A 20,104-nucleotide genomic window follows, 5' to 3' on the forward strand; every position below is an offset into this window, starting at 1 on the left:
CCGCGACCGGTAAGCCGGAGATGTAATACTGATTATTACCGCTGAGTTTGCTGATCTCGGTCTGAATCAGTCCTGAAATACGATAGCTTTCAGACTTTTGGGTGATGGGGATATAGATACCCGCAGCCTTGCCATCACCCGAAACAAGGGTGTTGTTTAACAACGGCAAACGCTCGACCGAGTTGCGGATCTGATCGATACCCGCCTGATCCTTTGGCACCTGCTTCATCATCCACTCAAAACGGATCGTTCCGGGGCCTTCCTGACTGATATTGTCGACACGGTCCAACGACATCAGATCCTGACTGACAACACCATCCATCTGCACTATCGCATCAGATAACTGCTGCAGTTCGGTCAGACTCTGTTGGTTGTAGATCCCCCCTGCAGAGTTATTCACCACCCCCACAACAATCATGTCATGCAGGCCGAAACGCTCTTTAACATGATCGTGAAACACCCGGGCGGTATTATCAGCAGGGAGCATGTTCTCCGGATCTGTATCTACCTTAATTGACGGGATCTGCAAACCCGCGATCACGGTCAGCAGTAACACCCCGAAGAACACCCATTTCGGGCGATTCATTGATAGATTAACCAGTGTAGTTCGCAGCATCTGTCAGTCCTGTTCTACTTATAGCTAAAGCTTTATTTTGATTATTATATTAGCATATACTAATATTTAAAAGTACTACATTAGTAAATTGAGATTTAACCGCTGCTAACGTAAAATATGCCTTTGTATTGTAGGGCACTGAGGGAGTTTTAGATGTCTTACAAAAAAATAATAATCGGAGAACAGATTGAATACAGCACCCCAGCAGATGACACCGGAAACACTGGCCATGATGAAAGTAAACTCCAGTAAGGCCGCCAAACTGATGAAAGCGCTGGGAAACGAGAGTCGCCTGCTGATTCTTTGCTACCTGGATGGTAAAGAGCTTTCCGTCAGTGAACTCAACCACTGCCTGGATCTGAGTCAGTCCGCCCTGTCGCAGCACCTGGCCGTGCTGCGTAAAGATGGCCTGGTGAGCACCCGACGCGAGTCTCAGACCATCTACTACTCACTCTCTGGCGATACCGCGACCAGAATCATTCATACGTTGCATGAGATGTTCTGTCCGACCGCATAATCCCAGACGTTTAACCCTGGAAATAAGCTATTAGCAAAAAACCACCCGACAGGGTGGTTTTTTATCTCACCGGGCTAGTTCAATTCTGCAACCGGTACCGTTGCCAGTCTTCGGTTGGCTCATTCAGCATCATCTCCATCTCGACAACATCTTCCTCCATGTTGTAGTGGTTTTTAAAACCGAGCTTTTGCGCCAGGCCCTGCATCCCCTTATTAGAAGTCAGGGTTGATCCCATCAGCATCAGAGTACCCCGGGTTTTGCAGTAATCGATCGCTTTCTGCATCAGTACCGCCCCCAGCCCCTCCCCCTGCAGATCATCTCTGATCACAACGGAAAACTCAGCGCGAACGTTATCAGCATCGGTTACCGCCCGGACAACCCCCAGAGTTTCCCAACCAGGCTCTCCCTGTCTCGGTGCTGTTACAATAAAAGCCATCTCCCGGTCGTAATCAATCTGCGTCCAGTTAGCCAGTTCCTGGTGGGTTGGAATGCCACGGCTATAAAAATAGCGCAGGCGGATCGACTCTGGACTCAACTTGTTATAAAACTCCAGATGGTTTGGCTCATCCTCACCCCGTATCGCTCTGACCATCGCTTTTCGGCCAGACTTGCGGAGTGAAATATGCTCACTGAGATACTCAGGATAGGGAGAGATCGCCAGCACGGATGGCTCACCCAAAGAGACCGCTACATCAACAGCCAATGCTCCCCGCCGGTTAATCAGCATCGGGTTAATCTCCAGACCTTTCAGATTAGGCAGTTCCACCACCATCTGTGACAGCTTAATCAGTAGATTGCTAAGCTGCTCCAGATCTCTCTCAAGCTGTTCACTACTCTCTTTCAACACAGAATAGATATGTGACGTCATGATCAACTGACGGGCCAGACTGAGATTAAGCGGCGGTAGCATCACTTGCCGGTCCGCAAGAACATCAACAGAATACCCTCCATTACCAAACACCAGCAGCGGCCCGAACACCGGGTCACGGGTGATCCCCATATTGATCTGCAGCGACTGAAAGCCCCGCTTCATCTGCTGCACACAGAACCCCAGGACATCATCGTCAGGAAAGCGCTCTCTCACCCGGTAAGCCAGTTGTGTAGCGGCCTGCCTGACCTCATTAGAGGAGAACAGATCCATCGCCTGATCTTTCCAGCGCGGGTGGTTTTTATTGTCGTAGTTAAACGGGTAGATATTTTCCCGATGCATCACTTTTAAAGCGACGGCTCCCCCCATTTTTTTAGCAACATCGACCACCCCATCAACATCCTCTGCATACTGAGTATGGGAGACCGGAATATCATACTGATCCAGCAGATCAGTCGCTTCGTTATGCGTCAGGTAATCACGCCCCTGTGCCATAGCATCAGCAATCAGGGCTTTGGCCCGCTGATGGTTCCGCTCATTGGGGTCTTCAAAAGGCGCAGGAGTCTGTTTCATCACTTCCTGATTACGGCGAAACTCCACCATATGCATGAAAGCATCGACCGCTTCTTCGGGGGTGATAAACGTGGTCACTCCGGCAGCGTTAAAATGGTTGCGTGACTCAATCGCCGTACTTCGCCCCATCCAACAGGTGAGAATATTACGCGGCGTATTACGGGCCACCTTAATAATCTCTTCCGCGGTCGCGACACCGGGGGCCATCCGCGTTGGAGCATGAATCACCAGTACCGCATCCACATTGGGGTCTTTGGTTAATAGCTGAGTCACCCGGGCGAAACGCTCCGGCGTCGCATCCGCGTGCAGATCGATCGGATTTTTCAGATTCCAGTGATCCGGTATTATCTCCCGTAAAGCGGTTACCGTCTCGTCACACAGCTGCGATAGCTCTCCCCCTTTACGCAATAGCTGATCCGTCGCCAGAGCGCTGGGGCCCATACCATTACAGACCAGCGCCAGCCGCTCACCCCGCATCGGCTTCATCCGCGACAGCGTTTCCAGAGCATTATAAAGCTGATCGACCGTGTCCACCCGAACCACACCGGCACGGCGCAGTGCCGCATCGTAGACCATATCTTCATCTTTAATACCCAGTGCTGGCTGACTCTGCTTATCTTCATCGAAGATCATATTGGATTTGAGCACCAGCACCAGCTTGTTACGCGAGGCCGCACGCAGAGAGCTGAGCAGATTACGGGAGGAGCCAACCAGATGATCCAGTTGAATCAGAATCGACTGGGTGTAGGGATCCTGAGCAAAGTAATCAATAATTGATGACAGGTCGATATCGACCCCCTCGCCGAGGGTGAGAAAGTGGGAGAAGCCGATCTCCTGTCCGTTGGCCCAGTCGATCATCGCTGTGCCTAACAGGCCGGACTGACCCACATAGCTTACTTTTCCTTTACGGATATTCAGGTGTGAATAGCTGGCATTCATATTATGGCCAGACACCAGCATCCCCATGCAATCCGGCCCCATAATCCGGATGCCATAGGGCTTAGCTGCATCCATGATCTCATCGCGCATACTTTTGCCCAGCGGCTCACTGGCAATAGACAGGCCACCTGTCAGAATCATGGCCGCCTTAACCATATTCGCACCCAATTTGCGGATTAGTTCAGCAACACTCTCAGGGGGAGAACAGATAATCGCCAGATCAGGCATTTCTGGCAACTTTGTTAAGCTGCTATAACAGGTGACCCCAAAAACCGTGTCATAACCGCGCTTATTCACCGCCATCAGCGGGCCTTTATAACCACTATCCAACAGGTTCTGCAGCACGACACCACCCATGCTGTTCTCTTTTTCAGAGGCTCCGAACACCGCAATCGATTTAGGCTTAAAAAAACGTTTGAGATATTTTGTACTCAAGAGACTTACTCCGCAGACCTTCAGAACTGATCAGTCAACCTGATCAGACTACTGAGTCTATATCTTCCATATTACGCAGGTGCAGCACAAACATTATTGCTCAAATAATGGTGATCAATGTCATAAACCCTGCCAAAGTGGGTAAAACAGTCATTTCATACCAATTTACCTATCAACTGGTAAGAAAGTTACCAGTTCAATTTAGCAACGCTCTCCCCCTCGTGCTGAGTTTTCCAATCACCCCCCTGTAACGACAGGGGTAACAGCGTGGAATAAAAAATCAAAGGAGAACAAACGTTTTTGGCCTCACATTTGCTAGATCCTTCAATATAAGAGCTTTGATATAGCGTAAACCGGACCACGGGTCTGCCGAGCCAAATCCACCGGTAACCGTAACCCCTATAATAAAAGGTAGCACAGATGAAAATCAGCCCTATGATAACGACCAGTGCAGCACTACTCGCCCTACTGGTTTCTGTTCCAGCACTGGCACATACCGGCCACGATTCGGCCACGGGTCTGCAGGCTGGACTGGCGCACCCGTTTTCAGGTCTGGATCATATGCTGGCAATGCTGGCAATTGGTTTCTGGGCCGCGATGCAGAAGAAATCTCAACAGATCACCATCCCCGCTACCTTTATCGTGTTTCTTGCTATCGGCTTTTTCATGGCGGTTAATGGCATGGTGATGCCGCTGATCGAACACACGATTGCTGCGTCCCTGCTGGTTTGCGGCCTGATCATTGCGACGGCCACACGGCTGCCGGCCTCTGCCAGCCTGATCCTCACCGCCCTGTTCGCCTGTGCCCACGGTCAGGCCCACGGAGTTGAGGTTGCAGCAGGCTCAATGCTGCTCTTCGCGACCGGGTTTATGACCAGCTCAGCCGTGCTTCACCTGACTGGAATGGGTATTTTTAAAGCAACCCGCCAACTGACACCCCTGCTGGCCAATATCGCCGGTGCCGGTATTGCAGGTATGGGTAGCTATCTGTTGCTTACGGTTTGAAAAACCAACAAAAAGCATGAGCTGATACTACTCAGTCACCTAATTCAGTTGACCGGTTTACTCATTAACCGGTCAACCTGATCAGTCTTACGTGTCCCCGTAAGATTTCCGCTGCCCTGTTTTGATCACCCAGAACAGTTTCAAGCACTTATTCGCCGGGCTCTGCCCGGTTTTTTTATCCAGCGGATCATAAACAGCCGCAAGAAACAGGTTTTCATTAAGCCCAAAAAAGCAGCGCGAAAGGGTAACGCAAGCGTTATCGCTACCCCACAAGTGCATTAAAGTGCATTCATCGCTTTAAAACGGGCAACCAGCTCTGTCGGATACTTTTTCTTATTACTGTCATTCAGAACAAAAACAACGGTTTGCCCCTGAGGACCAGTACCGATCTGCGTCAGACGATAAGCAGCTTCGCCGCTGTCACGCACCGCCTGTATATCTTTCAGGCTGCTGAAGACGTAGAGGCGACCATCTTCTGCACGCATCTCGCCATAAAAAGGGTCTGCGGCAGCCATCTTACCGTTGTACATCTCCACCCCGGCCAGACCTTCAAGCTTTTTCTTATCCTCACTGCGCAGGCCAAATACCAAAGACTCACCGTGAGGTCCGGCACCGATAAAGACCTTGCGGAAAGAGGTTTCACCCACGTTGAGAAAATCCTGATACACAGCAAAATCATCAAAGACATAGTGACGGCCTTCATGATCAACTTCATACAGATCCTGATTATTCAATTCTGGTGCTTTAACCACCTCCTGCTTAACTTCATTGGACTGACATGCAGTCAGTGTCAGCATTACACCAGTGATCGCAGCAGCAACTGCGGTTTTTTTCAGAAAGGACATGTGTTTCCCCGGTTTGATGTGAAGCGCCTGAAGCGTTTTCCAGTCAGGCGTAAAAAACTCCACATGAAGGGTAAACAGAGAAAATTACTAAACGGTTGCCAAAATATTGCTATTCAATGACAAGTAGATGACAGAGCCTGCCGGGGGAAAACCGCTTTAACCGATGTTTCAGGTTTCATCCAGCAACGAGAAAGAGATGAAAGTCGTAAACAATCCCAGCCCAATAATCACCGGCGGTGCGGGGATCGCCAGCATCAGCAGCGCGGACCCCAGCCAGATACGGTAAACCCAGCGCAGCCGGGCTTTATAGGCAGCGGTAAACTTCCGCCGAAAGAAATGGTTGCCATCGGGATGGGTGGAATGCATCCATTCTGGTAATAATAACTGCAGATAGAAGCGTATTAATTCAAATCCCATAGTGATTACCCCTCAAAGCCATTCTTAAAGCTTATCAAAGAATCAGGATTTTGCCTGTCTAATGAGTCTCTTTGAATTAACACAATTGCAGTACATCAATAATCCGCCACCCGATAAAGAATAGCATCCCGATAGCCCGTCACTATTCTGATCAATCCTGAAAGCTGGTGATTCAGCGCAGCATCACCGCTATCCACAATCAATGGACGGCCTTCGAGTTGTTTAATCTTGCTCTTAGTTGCCACCACAATCATATTTTCACGGCCCAGACGCTTGAGTAACTCGACACTCAGTTGCTGATTGCCCCGACCGATAATATGCCCCTGACCACCAATGACGGTGATCACCAGCCGGGTATCGATCCCCTCCGTCATCTCCAGCAGCTGCTGCGCGGTCAGATCGCTGCCGATCAGTTGACCATTCTCGATCAGATCTACACCCAGCAGGGTATTCTCAAGCCCGAGATGGTCCATAATCGCCTGTACTGTCGAGCCAGAGCCCATGATATAACGCACGTTATCCTGCATGTTTTCAGCAAAGTCAGCGGCGATATCATCCAGCACCAGCTCTTCAACTTCACGACCGCCATTTTTGACATGCTGAAGAAAGCGCCCCTCCTCCGGTACCAGCAGTTCACCATAACATTTAGCCCGAACCCTGCCCGCGCGGAACGCCTCTTCGTCGATATCCCGCACCTCCTGATCCGCCAGGGTCACCAGTTCGCCCCGCACCAACATCGCCACTACTTCGCCAGCAGCTTTGGGCGTCACGGCGTAAACCCCTGAATGAATTTTGACACCTGCGGGAATACCTAACACCGGGGTGGAATCACCTATGGCGTGGCAGATATTACGGGCCGTGCCATCACCTCCGGCAAACAGAATCAGATCAACCCCCTGTTCAGCCATCTCCCGGGCAGCACGTTCAGTATCTTCAGCACAGGTATGGCCCGGGGTGATGCGGCCAATCACCTGCGGTTGAAAACCTGCAATACGGGCGCTTTCTTCACCCATTTCGCCGGGATAGGTTATCAGTTCAATATTCAGTCCCAGCAGCGGCTGTAAGGCCTGCTGAGTGCGCAGATTGGCTTTTGGTTCAGCACCCAGCGCCAGTGCTTTAATAGCGGTCGCTTCGCCATCGCTGCCTTTAAGCCCAACACTGCCTCCCACACCGGCCAGTGGATTAACAATCAACCCTAAGCGAAACATCTATAGCTCCTGCCCGGTCTGATCCAGATGACCGGTCTCTACTAAAAACTGCTGATATACAAAAGCGGTAATAATCAACCGGGTATCTTCATCCAGATCGAGGAACTTAACACCATGGTTAAACAAACTGCTCCCCTCCCCCTGACTGCTACGAATATTTCTTAGCTCCACCGGTACCAGCAAAACCTGGTCGATATCATTGATCTGTAATCGGGTTGTCAGATAAAAACGATCACCAACGCTGCCCAGTGCATAGGGCAGTTGCAAACACGCGCCATCAATACTGATATCAACACAGAGCGCTCCGGCAGGCAGCCCCTCCCGCTCGGCCATCTCGTCATAATCATCAATAGAACCGCTGAGATTCACGGGGATCCGGCTGTGCCCTCTGATCCGTTTTAATTCAATGGTCTCGGGGTATTCCAGCAGCCAGTAGCTAAACGGCTGATCATACAGCTTGAGAATTTTGCTGGTGAAACTACAGATACGATTGCCACTGATCAAACGCAGACTGGCGAGGTTGCCTTCATTGGTCAATGTCGGGGCAGCCGTTTTCAGAGGAGGCGCTGAGATCATGATGCCACCATTTTCAGCATACCCCAGTAACTTAGCGGTGAACTTCGCCCGGGGAACCCGGATTTCAACCCGCACCGGCTCGCCAATCTGCAGGCGCAGATCAGCCAGCGTTTTAGCCGTACTCATTGATTCCAGTTTCAACGTCATTAAAGGGTTTCCATATCTCTCATCAGGGTCAGGACATCAGGTAACAACACCATGAAAGAGATGATGCCTCAACTCACTCTACTCAACAGCTCAACCCAACTTAAAACCAACCGCTTGTAACTGCTGCCTAAGCGCCGGAGCAGGTTCAACACCGGTAAACCTGGCCGCGACAAATTCCCGCCGCACCGGGTAGTTTTTTCTTAACAGATCAAACGCCTGCGGCTGCGAACCGGCATCCACCAGCGAGTCCATAAAGCGTTTAAAATCAGCCTCTGGCTGGTAGATGGCGTTGACGATATTGGTGAGCGTCTCAGAACCATCCAGCACAATCTCCGGCGCTGGTCCGGCATGCGCAAGACAATCAGACAACTCTATCCCGGGAGTTATTCCCTGCTGCTGACAAAACGCCCTATACAGCATCCAGGTGCCACGAATCTTACCATCCAGTGTATAACCGGCGATATGCGGTGTGCCGATGCGCACCCGCTGCGCCAGATGACTGTCAACCACGGGTTCATCTTCCCACACATCCAGCAAGAGTGTTACATCTGAACGCCCCTGATGCCAGTTAAGCAGCGCCTTATTGTCGATAACCGGCCCCCGGCCCGCGTTAAGTAATATCGCCCCGGGCTTAATCATATGAAGGTTTTGCGCATTCAGCAGATGATAACTTGGATGCACCCCACTGCGGGTCAGTGGCGTATGCAGACAGACAATATCAGCCTGTGCTAACAGATCTGAAAGACCGATGAACCCCTCCTCTCCCCCTGCTGCGCGGGGCGGGTCATTCAACAATAACTTAACCCCCAGATCCACCAGCCGCTGCTGCAAACGCCGGCCCACATTACCCACGCCGACGATACCAACCACTTTATCCGTCAGACTGAAACCCTGTTCCGCAGCAACCAGCAGCAGACAGCTGATCACATACTCAGCCACGGCATCCGCATTACAGCCCGGTGCGCAGGAAAAACCGATACGATTAGCCTCAAGCCAGCCGGTATCGATATGGTCCGTACCAATGGTTGCGGTGCCAACAAACCTGACTGGAGTATTCTCCAGCAACTGCTGATCTACCCGGGTAACTGAACGCACCAACAGCAGATCTGCCTGTTGCAGATCGCTGTTCTGAATAGTTCTCCCTGGTAGCTTACGAATCGTCCCCAGATGACCAAATAAACGCTCAAGTGCAGGAATATTTTCATCAGCAACAATGTTCAGTGCGGAAGGTTTCAATGATCACTCCAAAGGTTATAAAATCAGCTGGTTAAGGGGCGAAACGCCGATTATAATTGCCCGCCTTACGGTTTGACATCATTTCCGGACAAATTTACTCGGGTAGCTTTTTGATCATTCGCTGGCGCAGACAACAGGATTATTTCATTGTCCGACTCTATCAGGATCTGATGGGGGACTGGGTGTTGAGTGAATCCTGGGGCAATACCCTGAATAACAGAGGCTCTGTGAATCACACCATCTTTCACTGCTACCATGAAGCCCGCGGACAGCTACGTGAAATCAGCCGTAAGCAAAAATCACTGGGCTTTAAAAAAACCGTGTCCAAAGAGCAGCAGATCGAACTGGATTTCGGTTAACCTGCGCCGCCTCAACAACCCTGTAATTAATTAGTCTCAACGGTTGGCATCTGCTCGCCGCAGCGATATATTCCTCTCTACATAATACACATATTAAAAATATTCGTGCCCGGCGGTATCACATTATTAGCCGTCAGATATGAGCTAAGAGAGGTTTTATGAGTAAGTTTGATTTTGCCCCGATGCCAGACAAAGAGGGCTATTTCGGTAATTACGGTGGCCAGATTATTCCCCCGGAACTCAAGCAGGTGATGGATGAGATCGATCAGGCTTACGAAGAGATTCGCAACACTGAAGCGTTCCAGAATGAACTGATGCAACTGAATCAGGACTATGTTGGCCGCCCCAGCCCGATCTACCATGCTAAGCGCCTGAGTGAAAAACTTGGCGGTGCGCAGATCTACCTGAAACGCGAAGACCTCAACCACACTGGTGCTCACAAGATTAACCACTGTCTGGGCGAAGCCCTGCTGGCTAAGTTTATGGGCAAAAAGAAAGTACTGGCAGAAACCGGTGCCGGTCAGCACGGTGTTGCCCTGGCAACCGCCTGTGCGCTGGTGGGTATTCCCTGTGAGATCCATATGGGTCAGGTGGACATTGAGAAAGAGCATCCCAACGTCACCAAGATGAAAATTCTGGGCTGCAAACTGGTACCGGTCACCCGTGGCACAGCTACCCTGAAAGACGCCGTTGACAGCGCCTTCGAAGAGTACCTGAAAAACCCGGAAGAGTTTATCTACGCCATCGGCTCTGTCGTTGGCCCGCACCCCTTCCCGAAAATGGTGCGTGACTTCCAGAGCATTGTCGGCCGTGAAGCCCGTCAGCAGTTCAACGACCGGCATGGTAAAAATCCAGACATCATCACCGCCTGTGTCGGTGGTGGCTCTAACGCCATGGGACTATTCACCGCCTTCCTTGAAGATGAAGATGTGAAGATCGTCGGTGTTGAGCCCGCCGGTAAAGGTCTGGATACCAAAGATCACTCCGCCACCCTGACAAAAGGCACGCCAGGCGCAATTCACGGCTTCAAATGCTACGTACTGCAGGATGAAAATGGCGAGCCACTGCCGGTTCACTCCATTGCATCCGGACTGGACTACCCCGGTGTCGGCCCACAGCACTGCTATCTGAAAGATATCGAGCGGGTTGAGTATGAATCCGTCACCGATGAAGAGTGTCTCAACGCCTTTATGACCCTGTCTCAGGTGGAAGGCATTATCCCTGCGCTGGAAAGCGCCCACGCCGTCGCCTGGGCGATACGCGAAGCACCGAAGCTGGGCAAGGATAAGAGCATTCTGGTGAACCTCTCCGGCCGGGGTGATAAAGACGCCGATTATGTGGCGGATAAGCTGGGGCTGTAAGTTCTTAGATAACGTGTAAGGATTAGATCTTATCTATCAGATTCCTACTTAGATTTGATCTAATCCTCGAAAGCGGCTTTTTACTACGACGTTTAAGAGCCGTTTCTATAAGTAAACAACATCTATTACACCGTCAAATTAAGCGGAATCGAAAGCTTCAAAACTGGAATTAATCACAGCCCCCCAGCAGAATTTCATAAATCCTGTTGAAGCAGATAAGCGGCATACTGACTCACCTGTTCATCTGAATCATTTCTGGCTGCGCTAAGCAAAGAGCGGGCTGCGGGATATGATTCTCTTGCTAACAAGCGAATAGCTTCCAATCTTACTGAAGGTGCCGGATCGCTGTACATTACTTGCCCTGCAATAGCTAATCTATCCTGAGCATCATTTCTCCAGAGAGATTCGAGAGCTGCTTGCCTCAATTCTGACGAGTCATCTCCCAGCGCAGATGTGATGACTGAAAAACTTGTTTCACTTCCTATGCTCTCCAAAACGGAAAGAGCCTCTTGCCTTACAGTAAGATCCTTATCCTGTTGAAGTACTACCTGCAACGTTTGCACAGCATCTTCATCGACAGATGGCATCCTCCAAAGAGCGTCTATCCTTTCTTCAGGCAAACTCTTATTGGTCAGGTAAAAAATTGGATTCTCCGGATCGAACGTTAACTCTTCATTAACTGAATAGAGTTGGTTACTCCCTTCGCCAGCCTGCCATGTAGCTGTAGAGAACTGATTGTCCATTAAGATTTGTTTTGCGGTTCTGCTTATCTCTGGATTAACATCATCAACAACACTGGCAATTAATGAGATCGCTGCCTCTCCCCCATCAGCAGCCAACAGTTCCATCGCCCTCAGACGAAGCCCTGTATCAGGATCAGACAGTAATACTTGTCCAAGAAGACTGTAGCCATATTCCCCAATCAGGCCCAGCACTTCTATTGATTCACTTCTCACCATTACATCTGAATCACTAAGACCTGTCGTTACCAGGGACACCGATCTATCTCCAGCTATATCTGCCAGAGCTGAAACCGCTTTATCAACCACTGATCCATTTTTGTCTTTAAGGATAACTTCATAAAGCAGATTAACAGCAGCATTATGGTCTAGTCTGTATACTTCATTAAGCGCAGTCGAGCGGCTCTCAGGATCGAAATCATTGAGCACATCTCTAATACTACTCTCCAGAGCATCCCCCTGAAGAAACTCAATGCTATAAGAATCCATAAAGATTGGTGTGCTTGAGAGAGGTAAATCCGATTTAAATAAGCTTTCATTCACATTCCTGTTTCTCCTCGAATCCAAACTAGCAGAATAAGTAATCTGCCGATTCTGGTTACTCTTTGAAACAACCTCAGCATTTGGCAAATATTCGGAAGCGCCTTCAACACCACGGTCTGATCGATCAATAGATACGGCGACTGCCAAAATCACCAACACAAACCCGTAGGTGAGAAAGTTAAAGTTCATACAAGTCTAAACGCTTAGATAGTGTGGCTATTTGAAACAGGCTGAGATCCTGTAGGATCACAGCCAGATCATTGAGGTTAACGAAAAAATGAAATTTAATTCCTTGAAGGGTATACACCTACTGTTGCAACACACCATTTCAATGCCAAATAAGGACTACGCTTTGAAATAGGCTGACTACCACCAGTGTTAGTGACCATATTAGAGGCCATAGTTTTAATCTGCATAGATGAATCGTAAGTAACATACTTATCAATAGTACTATCAGCCGCTAATAGTTTATTATTAGGCCCCCCCATGTTTGCTTGAGCATTGGTTGCTTGAATATTGTGATTGTGCGATGGCATATTATTGATACCAACCGTCAGGCTTTCGGTACCGCCTTTCTGGCCTTGAGTCTGATTTAATAAACCCGGCCCGGAACCTGCTCCTATTGGTGCCCGGCCTCGCAGATCAGGAAGAGCAAATGTCGTTCTTCCATCACCACCATACATGGTACCGTAAAGTGAAAAGAGAGCCGTATTTGAACTTATTGATAGCAATTGACCTTCGGCAGCCAGCCATCCACGTGGACAAAAATTATATCCAACAAGCATAATTTCACCCAGTAAAGGGTCGCTCGCGGCTGCCGCCTGATTCGGCGCTATCGCGCCTAAGGACATTATTGTTCCAAGTGTAATCGTACCAATTTTCGTTTTTAAATCGTACTTCATGTTTATCCCCCCGTTGATTATCACGTTAAAGAATAGACACAGTCATATTAAAAGTCGACATACTGTTTAAAACAGGCTCTTGAGAGGTAATCAACAATTAAGCCCCTCAAAGTTTGCACAATTTTCTGATCTCAGAAAGGGAGGCGAACAAAGTTTCACTATTCAGCTCACTAATTTCAGCGCTCACTTAATATTTCACCTGAATGCAGAAGGAGTTATCCTATGTCCGCGGATCTGATTCACCAAAAGAATGTTATTTATTTCAAACATTTTGCAAAATTACTGCCGCTTTTCTTTAGTCACCTTTACTGATATTTGGTTGACGTTGAGGTCACGCTCATTCACGGCAGGTTCGATGAAACAGTGTGAGATTTCCATACGGGCATCAAAAACAATATAGAAGTGCGACCGAAACAATGTTGGAAGTAGGCAGTTATCCATAAGCCTGAGAAGGTCGCTTTGTAATTTTTTCTTCGCTTCTGGCCAAATTTGCCGTCGGCGAAAGTGATCTGACGAACCACGACTTATCTATGAACAAGTTAGATCTCAGACCCGTTTCAAGAGGAGCTTATTCCAATGCCCCCTAAACTTAGCGGCTATATGATCGAAGGGGTACCTGCGATTCATTTAAACGGATCACTTTAGACTGAAATACACCGGCAGGTTAGTCAAACGGGACCACCCCTAAAAATGCTTTACCATCCAGTCGATAAACACTCTTAAAGCCGGTTTCATATGTGAATGATGGCTGTAGAGCACTGAGAGCGGTAATGAAGGGGGGCGAATGTCGGGCAAAATCTCAACCAGTGTGCCTGCTTCAAGCTGACGCCGGATATGGTATTCCGGTATCTGAATAATCCCCATGCCCGCTTCACAGGCGGCCACATAGGAGTCACCATTGCTCACAGAGATCAGCGCGGGCAGCGTTTGCTGTTGCAGCTGTCCATCCAGCAGAAACTCCAGCGGTTCCACCTCTCCACTGGAGGTCGAGCGGTACTCAACGCATTGATGTCTTTCAAGATCACTGAATCTCTGCGGTAAACCAAACCGATTAAGATAGAGCGGACTGGCGCAGGTGACCTGCCGCAGTGGTGTCAGTGGTCGGGAAATATTCGAAGGGGTTTCTGTCAGCGTACCGATCCTGATGGCGCAATCGACCGACTCCTCCACCAGATTGATCACCCGGTCACCGGCACTCAGCAACAACTCAACATCGGGATAGCTGGCGCAAAACTCAGGTAGCCGGGGAATCACTTCCAGACGGGAGAAGCTATTGGGTAGATCCACACGCAGAGGCCCCCGAGGCATAGCGGCTACCTGGGAGAGAAGTTCCTCTGTTTCGCTCACCTGTTCGAGTATGTTGCGACAGCGCTGATAATAAAAGCGGCCATCGACGGTAGGATTCACCCGACGGGTCGTGCGGTGAAGCAGCCTGACGCCAAGGCTTTTTTCCAGCTGTTTCAGCATCGATGTTGCCGAAGCCCTGGAGATATTCAGCTCCTTTGCCGCCTGGGTAAAACTGCCGCTATCAACAATGCGGGTAAAAATCTGCATAGCAAACAGTCTGTCCAATTCTCACCCCTTTATTTTTAAACAACGGTCTATTATTCAGTGTTTCCAAACAGTCTATCTCTAAAACCGCTGATTATCTCGATTTATCCAGAATATATACTAGGTATACTAAACAATAATCCACTGAATCGGGATAGCTCCAATCATGCATAAAGATCTCTCATTATCGGCGATCACCGCCGGACTGCTGGCCGTACTGATCTCCTATTCCGGCCCGCTGGTGATTTTCTATCAGGCGGCGCAAAGTGCGGATGTCAGCAACGAGATGATGGCCTCCTGGGTCTGGGCGATCTCTATTGGTGCTGCTGTTTCAGGCATATTCCTGAGTATCTGGTTTAAAGCTCCTATCATTACCGCCTGGTCTGCCCCCGGAACGGCGCTGCTGATTACCCTCTTTCCCGAGCTATCCCTGAATGAAGCGGTGGGGGCTTATATTACGGCAGCGTTTCTGCTTATTTTGCTGGGGTTCTCGGGTTACTTTGACCGCATCATGAGCGCTATCCCCAGAGGGATCGCCCACGGGATGCTGGCAGGGATTCTGTTTCAGTTTGGTATTAAAGCGTTTCTGGCGATCCAGTTTATGCCTGAACTGAGTATTCTGATGATCGCCAGCTACCTGATATTCAGACGCCTGCTACCCAAATACTGTCTGTTGTTACTGCTGATCACCGGACTCGCCGGGGCGATGCAGTTAGGAGAAACCAATCTGCAGTCGGTCGAACTCAGCTTCACCTCTCCGGTGTTTATCGCGCCAGAGTTCAGCTTTAACGCCACCCTCAGTCTTGCCATTCCGCTGGTGATTGTCAGCCTGAGTGGCCAGTTTCTACCGGGCTTTGCCATCCTCAAAGCCTCAGGGTTCAACACCCCGGCCCGGCCCATATTTATCTGTACCGGTGCCATATCCGTGATTACCTCACTCTTTGGGGGGATCACAACGGTGATTGCCGCGATTACAGCGGCACTCTGCACCGGTAAGGATGCCCATCCAAATCCCGACAAACGCTATATCGCCGGCATCTCCAATGGCGTGTTCTATCTGATTGGCGCTACCTTTTCTGGCACTATCATTGCGCTGCTGGCGGCACTGCCGGAACACTTTGTTGAGGTGCTGGCCGGGCTTGCACTGCTGGGGGCGATCTCCAGTAATCTGCTGGGAGCGGCACAGGAGAGTTCTCACTTCGAAGCTTCGCTGATCACCTTTGTCGTCACCGCTTCAGGGATGAGTTATCTGGGCATTGGCGCAGCCTTCTGGGGAGTGATTATCGGCTTGCTAAGCTACGCTGTGTTGTATCAGAAACGGGAAAATATGCGGGCTTGGTTCAGGCGGAGCTGATTACTTATAGCGAGACGCAAAAATTGAATGATTGACAGGCCGTATACGGCCTCCCGTCGATTGGGTTAGCCTGATCGATCCCCTATACTATTTCCATTCATCGTTTAACTCTGTGACTGACGTCGGAACAAGCGATGCACGTTCTATAGCTGTGAAAAAAAATGAGAAATATATAATGAAACAATCAATTCATGAGTATCTCGCCGAGTTCGAAGATATTCCCGGTACCCGGGTGTATACCGCCCAGCGGGGCAGAAAAGGTTACTGGTTAAACCAGTTTTGCATGAGCCTGATGAAACCGGAAAACCGCGAACGTTTTAAAGCCGATGAGCGCGCCTATCTCGATGAATGGCCGATGACCGAAGCGCAAAAACAGACTATTCTGGATCGCGACTACAATGCGGCCCTTGATGAGGGCGGCAATATCTACTTTTTAGCCAAAGTGTTTTCAACCGATGGTTTAAGCTTCCTGCAAGCGGTCGGCACCATGACCGGTATGACCCAGGAAGACTACCAGGCAATGATGATCGCCGGTGGCCGCTCTCCTGAAGGCCTGCGTTCAATTAAGGATGGGAATTAATCATGGCACGAATTACAGCAGCCATCGCCAGCAGCCATGTACCTGCCATTGGTGCAGCGATTGATAATGGCAAGACCGAAGATGCTTACTGGAAACCGATTTTCGAAGGTTATGAGTGGACCCAACAGTGGCTCAAAGAAGAGAAGCCCGATGTCGTTATTCTGGTCTACAACGATCATGCGTCCGCCTTCTCGATGGATATTATCCCGACCTTTGCGATTGGCTGTGCTGAAGAGTATCAGTCAGCGGATGAAGGCTGGGGCCCAAGGCCGGTACCGCCCGTGGTTGGCGAGCCGGATCTGGCCTGGCACATTGCCCAGTCCTGCATCCTGGATGAGTTTGATCTGACCATTATTAACAAAATGGATGTTGACCACGGTCTGACCGTACCGATGTCGCTGATGTTTGGTCAACCCGACGCCTGGCCGGTTAAAGTTGTACCGATTGCCGTCAATGTGGTGCAGTATCCACCACCCACGGGCAACCGTTGCTGGATGCTGGGTGAAGCGATTGCCCGCGCCGTAGAAAGTTTCCCTGAAGACCTCAATGTACAGATCTGGGGCACCGGTGGTATGAGCCACCAGTTACAAGGCCCACGCGCCGGACTGATCAATCAGGAGTTCGACAATGCATTTCTCGATGACCTGACCGCCAATCCACAACGTTTGCGGGAGATGCCCCACATCGAATACCTGCGCGAAGCAGGTTCTGAGGGTATTGAACTGGTCATGTGGCTGATTATGCGTGGCGCACTGGGAGACCATGTTAAACCACTACACCGTCACTACCATGTACCCGGCTCTAACACCGCAGTGGGCCATCTGGTTTTAAAACCGGAATAACCCGCTTCACTATTAACACATCATTTTTATGTTGTTCTCAGGCCATCGTCGTTATGGCCTGAGCACTTTACCGTGACGTTTTTTCAGAGGATGAAATAACCTCGCAGGTCAGCTTTCTACAAAGTGGGCGTTAATGCCGCGCTCACTGGTTTGTCTGATGCAACGTTTTTGTTATATGAGTATTCCACTAATAATTTCAATTAATGAATTCAGCCACGTTATGAGGCTACTCATAAATCTTTTTATTTCTTCGGCCTTGTCGATAGCTGATAAGAAAGTACCAACAACTAAAAATACTGTAAGCCAAACCATTTTCCTTTGAATGGCTATTTGCTGTTTCTGAATTAGCTTGTTTGCTTCTTCATTTTTTAAGTGCTCTTTGGTTAATGTGAAATAATGAATTCCCTTTCCTTTTATCTCATACAAGGGATCATCTTGGCTGCCTACCTTCCTTATTTCACCATCCTCAATGCATGCATCCAAAATCCAATCTAATGATTTAGATACTTTTTGGTATACCGCATATTCACCCACATAATGATTCCCAAACAAGGCATTAGATAGCTCACTTTTTGTAAAGGATCCTTTTCTTAGCACATTATCATTATTCATGAGAGCTTCATAAATCTCATACTTACTTTTTAATGGAGCTCTTAGTTTCCGTCGAGATATACGCAGCCTGAAATATTTAACTAGCTTGTACTTTACTATGCTTATATATCTGAGTTTTAAAGATCGCAATACGAACAAATAAATAAGAGAATAGATAGAGCATTCCTGCTCCCGGATATTCCAATGCCCGAAGTAATAATTCACATCAATTCTCGAATACCTTAAATAATCTGAAGAGAGTAGTCCTTCGGAAAATCCAACACTTCCGGTTTTTTTCATCTTGCCAGCGAGAATATTCCCCCACCTCGAGGCATTCAGACTCGGTATGAACTCACACTTAACCCTAAGCGCTCCATGATTCTTTCTGGGTATCTTCGAGATCTCATCATTTGAGGCGTCTGGCACATATATGTGAACTTCGTAAAAATCGTTCTTTTTTGCTTCTACGCTAGTCAGGGAGAAACAATCTGGACATATATGCTTTGAGAAGTACGCTAACAACAAGAACTTCAGTTTGTCAGTTAGTTTGTTCAGGTTTTATCTCCGCAACTTGTGGATTCATATAACGCCCGAGTTCAGCGGCATTTGAGGCAACGCCTCTTTTTACGATAGATAAACGGGTGGTGGGTCAAATGTCCGCTGCAACAATTTGTTATGCGCCAACTGCAACATCTGCACAATGCCCATCTAAAAATTCAAGTAGACGGCCAAACCCAGCATCTATAGTTTGTACGAAATCGTCTATTTTCATGCCCCTAAACATTTCAATTTTCAACAATTTAGAGTTGCTTTCTGTAATTGAAAAGTGAAGGGCTCCGAAATGAGCCAAGTAGTCTCTTACGTCCTTGAGCAGAACGAACCACTCCATTTCACTGCGCAGAAAACTCAGAAGAATCGGGTCGTCGACTACACACTTACCGCTCAGAACATGCTTCATGAACCCATTAAAACTGATGTGTTGACCAATTTGTGGGCCGTAAACTGTTTGAAATAGGCTTGCAATGGTGTCGAGGGTAGCCCGAACCGAAAACACATACGTGGTAAGGCCCGCTCTCAGCTGATATATCTCCCGATCAAATGATAGCTTCGTCTGCCCTCCGGGCAATCTTTCTTTCCGAGTGGCGTGAATTTGCTCGATCGTGGCCTGATATTGCTGTATCTCCTCTCTAGCCAGACCGATTGTATGGATGTTGTCTCGAATCATCCGGTACGCAATTTTGTAATACTCGACTGCTGGATAGTGCTGGTGAAGATACCCGCCATTGCTTTGGATCTTATAAAAACGCCCTTTCAATTTATTCAGGGATTTACCCTTATAGATTGCAGATTGAAGGCGAGTCAAAGGTTGTTCGTATAACGGTTGGTGATAGCAAACTGTAGCCCCTTTAACGGACTCAAATTGAAAACTCTCGGGCCTAGCCAGAGGCGGTTCGGCAGCCTTTTCTTTGCTACTGATCAGCTCACACTTCATCTACGACGTTCTACTTAGGCGCATAACAATTTAATAGCCTGCCCTTGCAAGGTACATTTATATTCAGGACGGGTAAAATATATATAGCAGAAACCGTAAGTATCAGGAATATGTGACTTAATGCGCGGAGGCAAATGCTGCCAGAGAGGAAAAAAGGATTACTGGTATTCATCCTGAATATCCGCCTGAACTGCCTTTAATGCCTGACTGAGCGACACAGACCCATCAAAATCACAGACTACGACACGGGTACTCCAGTTACCCACCAGGTTTGACTATATCCCAGCCTTGTTGATGACTACAACTGCTGTTTTCTTTGCTTTTTCTAGCGAGTCGCGAAGCGACGTTCTAGCGGCTAGCCAGCCGCGAAGCGGCGATCTGACAACGTCCCCCAATCATAAAAAAGG

The 20,104-nt window shown here is 48.9% G+C and carries 18 protein-coding genes and 1 pseudogene; 7 read left to right on the top strand and 12 right to left on the bottom strand.

Annotated features, from left to right (window positions below; genetic code table 11):
• A pseudogene (locus tag ACQY8X_RS17250) lies at positions 1–616 on the bottom strand (RND transporter); the annotation flags it as partial.
• Between the two features lie 208 nt (positions 617–824).
• On the opposite strand from ACQY8X_RS17250, the gene ACQY8X_RS17255 reads away from it, so the two are divergent.
• Positions 825–1,133 carry an ArsR/SmtB family transcription factor gene (locus ACQY8X_RS17255; protein ID WP_205211017.1) on the top strand — a complete coding sequence of 103 codons (309 nt, stop codon included), beginning with the start codon at positions 825–827 and terminating at the stop codon, positions 1,131–1,133.
• 79 nt (positions 1,134–1,212) lie between these two features.
• On the opposite strand, the gene ACQY8X_RS17260 is transcribed toward ACQY8X_RS17255, so the two are convergent.
• Positions 1,213–3,948, bottom strand: coding sequence for a GNAT family N-acetyltransferase (locus tag ACQY8X_RS17260; protein WP_428036378.1), 2,736 nt, complete (start codon positions 3,946–3,948; stop codon positions 1,213–1,215).
• Positions 3,949–4,368: 420 nt separating this feature from the next.
• Here ACQY8X_RS17260 and ACQY8X_RS17265 point away from each other — a divergent pair, with 420 nt between their 5' ends.
• Positions 4,369–4,953, top strand: a complete 585-nt coding sequence (locus ACQY8X_RS17265) for a HupE/UreJ family protein (RefSeq protein WP_428036379.1) — start codon at positions 4,369–4,371, stop codon at positions 4,951–4,953.
• A 278-nt stretch (positions 4,954–5,231) separates the two neighbouring features.
• Here the strand turns inward: ACQY8X_RS17265 and ACQY8X_RS17270 are convergent, their stop codons facing one another.
• The 5 genes from ACQY8X_RS17270 to ACQY8X_RS17290 all read right to left on the bottom strand — a co-directional run bounded on the left by ACQY8X_RS17270 (position 5,232) and on the right by ACQY8X_RS17290 (position 9,382).
• The gene (locus ACQY8X_RS17270) at positions 5,232–5,798 is read right to left on the bottom strand and encodes a hypothetical protein (protein WP_428036380.1); all 567 of its coding nucleotides are present in this window, start codon (positions 5,796–5,798) and stop codon (positions 5,232–5,234) included.
• A 168-nt stretch (positions 5,799–5,966) separates the two neighbouring features.
• Positions 5,967–6,215, bottom strand: a complete 249-nt coding sequence (locus tag ACQY8X_RS17275; protein ID WP_428036381.1) for a hypothetical protein — start codon at positions 6,213–6,215, stop codon at positions 5,967–5,969.
• Positions 6,216–6,310: 95 nt separating this feature from the next.
• Positions 6,311–7,423, bottom strand: a complete 1,113-nt coding sequence (locus ACQY8X_RS17280; RefSeq protein WP_428036382.1) for an ATP-NAD kinase family protein — start codon at positions 7,421–7,423, stop codon at positions 6,311–6,313.
• The gene (locus tag ACQY8X_RS17285; protein WP_428036383.1) at positions 7,424–8,146 is read right to left on the bottom strand and encodes a flagellar brake protein; all 723 of its coding nucleotides are present in this window, start codon (positions 8,144–8,146) and stop codon (positions 7,424–7,426) included.
• A 90-nt stretch (positions 8,147–8,236) separates the two neighbouring features.
• A complete protein-coding gene (locus ACQY8X_RS17290) occupies positions 8,237–9,382 on the bottom strand; it encodes a 4-phosphoerythronate dehydrogenase (protein ID WP_428036384.1) in 1,146 nt (381 codons plus the stop codon).
• A gap of 110 nt (positions 9,383–9,492) precedes the next feature.
• On the opposite strand from ACQY8X_RS17290, the gene ACQY8X_RS17295 reads away from it, so the two are divergent.
• Both ACQY8X_RS17295 and trpB read left to right on the top strand, forming a co-directional pair.
• Positions 9,493–9,741: a hypothetical protein gene (locus ACQY8X_RS17295; protein ID WP_428036385.1), complete on the top strand. Its 249-nt coding sequence runs from the start codon at positions 9,493–9,495 to the stop codon at positions 9,739–9,741.
• 158 nt (positions 9,742–9,899) lie between these two features.
• Positions 9,900–11,102: a tryptophan synthase subunit beta gene (gene trpB / locus ACQY8X_RS17300; protein ID WP_428036386.1), complete on the top strand. Its 1,203-nt coding sequence runs from the start codon at positions 9,900–9,902 to the stop codon at positions 11,100–11,102.
• A 194-nt stretch (positions 11,103–11,296) separates the two neighbouring features.
• Here trpB and ACQY8X_RS17305 read toward each other — a convergent pair whose 3' ends face one another.
• From ACQY8X_RS17305 to ACQY8X_RS17315, 3 genes are all read right to left on the bottom strand, one after another.
• A complete protein-coding gene (locus tag ACQY8X_RS17305) occupies positions 11,297–12,574 on the bottom strand; it encodes a HEAT repeat domain-containing protein (protein WP_428036387.1) in 1,278 nt (425 codons plus the stop codon).
• Between the two features lie 95 nt (positions 12,575–12,669).
• Positions 12,670–13,287: a phage tail protein gene (locus tag ACQY8X_RS17310; RefSeq protein WP_428036388.1), complete on the bottom strand. Its 618-nt coding sequence runs from the start codon at positions 13,285–13,287 to the stop codon at positions 12,670–12,672.
• 684 nt (positions 13,288–13,971) lie between these two features.
• A complete protein-coding gene (locus tag ACQY8X_RS17315; protein WP_428036389.1) occupies positions 13,972–14,859 on the bottom strand; it encodes a LysR family transcriptional regulator in 888 nt (295 codons plus the stop codon).
• Between the two features lie 145 nt (positions 14,860–15,004).
• On the opposite strand from ACQY8X_RS17315, the gene ACQY8X_RS17320 reads away from it, so the two are divergent.
• The 3 genes from ACQY8X_RS17320 (at position 15,005) to ACQY8X_RS17330 (ending at position 17,614) form a co-directional block, all read left to right on the top strand.
• Positions 15,005–16,192: a benzoate/H(+) symporter BenE family transporter gene (locus ACQY8X_RS17320; protein ID WP_428036390.1), complete on the top strand. Its 1,188-nt coding sequence runs from the start codon at positions 15,005–15,007 to the stop codon at positions 16,190–16,192.
• Between the two features lie 175 nt (positions 16,193–16,367).
• Positions 16,368–16,772, top strand: a complete 405-nt coding sequence (gene ligA / locus ACQY8X_RS17325) for a protocatechuate 4,5-dioxygenase subunit alpha (RefSeq protein WP_428036391.1) — start codon at positions 16,368–16,370, stop codon at positions 16,770–16,772.
• A gap of 2 nt (positions 16,773–16,774) precedes the next feature.
• The gene (locus ACQY8X_RS17330; protein WP_428036392.1) at positions 16,775–17,614 is read left to right on the top strand and encodes a class III extradiol dioxygenase subunit beta; all 840 of its coding nucleotides are present in this window, start codon (positions 16,775–16,777) and stop codon (positions 17,612–17,614) included.
• 171 nt (positions 17,615–17,785) lie between these two features.
• Here ACQY8X_RS17330 and ACQY8X_RS17335 read toward each other — a convergent pair whose 3' ends face one another.
• A complete protein-coding gene (locus tag ACQY8X_RS17335) occupies positions 17,786–18,727 on the bottom strand; it encodes a hypothetical protein (protein WP_428036393.1) in 942 nt (313 codons plus the stop codon).
• Positions 18,728–18,878: 151 nt separating this feature from the next.
• On the bottom strand, positions 18,879–19,697 hold the full coding sequence (locus tag ACQY8X_RS17340; protein ID WP_428036394.1) for a hypothetical protein: 819 nt from the start codon (positions 19,695–19,697) through the stop codon (positions 18,879–18,881).
• Positions 19,698–20,104 lie beyond the last annotated feature (407 nt).

It is taken from the genome of Amphritea sp. (assembly GCF_050300915.1).
Lineage (GTDB): Bacteria > Pseudomonadota > Gammaproteobacteria > Pseudomonadales > Balneatricaceae > Amphritea.

Bases quoted from the DNA above. Each gene is read 5' to 3' on its own strand.
- ligA (WP_428036391.1), top strand. From the start codon at position 16,368: ATGAAACAATCAATTCATGAGTATCTCGCCGAGTTCGAAGATATTCCC.
- ACQY8X_RS17265 (WP_428036379.1), top strand. From the start codon at position 4,369: ATGAAAATCAGCCCTATGATAACGACCAGTGCAGCACTACTCGCCCTA.
- ACQY8X_RS17305 (WP_428036387.1), bottom strand. From the start codon at position 12,574: ATGAACTTTAACTTTCTCACCTACGGGTTTGTGTTGGTGATTTTGGCA.
- ACQY8X_RS17280 (WP_428036382.1), bottom strand. From the start codon at position 7,423: ATGTTTCGCTTAGGGTTGATTGTTAATCCACTGGCCGGTGTGGGAGGC.
- ACQY8X_RS17255 (WP_205211017.1), top strand. From the start codon at position 825: ATGACACCGGAAACACTGGCCATGATGAAAGTAAACTCCAGTAAGGCC.
- ACQY8X_RS17270 (WP_428036380.1), bottom strand. From the start codon at position 5,798: ATGTCCTTTCTGAAAAAAACCGCAGTTGCTGCTGCGATCACTGGTGTA.
- ACQY8X_RS17275 (WP_428036381.1), bottom strand. From the start codon at position 6,215: ATGGGATTTGAATTAATACGCTTCTATCTGCAGTTATTATTACCAGAA.
- ACQY8X_RS17340 (WP_428036394.1), bottom strand. From the start codon at position 19,697: ATGAAGTGTGAGCTGATCAGTAGCAAAGAAAAGGCTGCCGAACCGCCT.
- ACQY8X_RS17310 (WP_428036388.1), bottom strand. From the start codon at position 13,287: ATGAAGTACGATTTAAAAACGAAAATTGGTACGATTACACTTGGAACA.
- trpB (WP_428036386.1), top strand. From the start codon at position 9,900: ATGAGTAAGTTTGATTTTGCCCCGATGCCAGACAAAGAGGGCTATTTC.
- ACQY8X_RS17285 (WP_428036383.1), bottom strand. From the start codon at position 8,146: ATGACGTTGAAACTGGAATCAATGAGTACGGCTAAAACGCTGGCTGAT.
- ACQY8X_RS17320 (WP_428036390.1), top strand. From the start codon at position 15,005: ATGCATAAAGATCTCTCATTATCGGCGATCACCGCCGGACTGCTGGCC.
- ACQY8X_RS17330 (WP_428036392.1), top strand. From the start codon at position 16,775: ATGGCACGAATTACAGCAGCCATCGCCAGCAGCCATGTACCTGCCATT.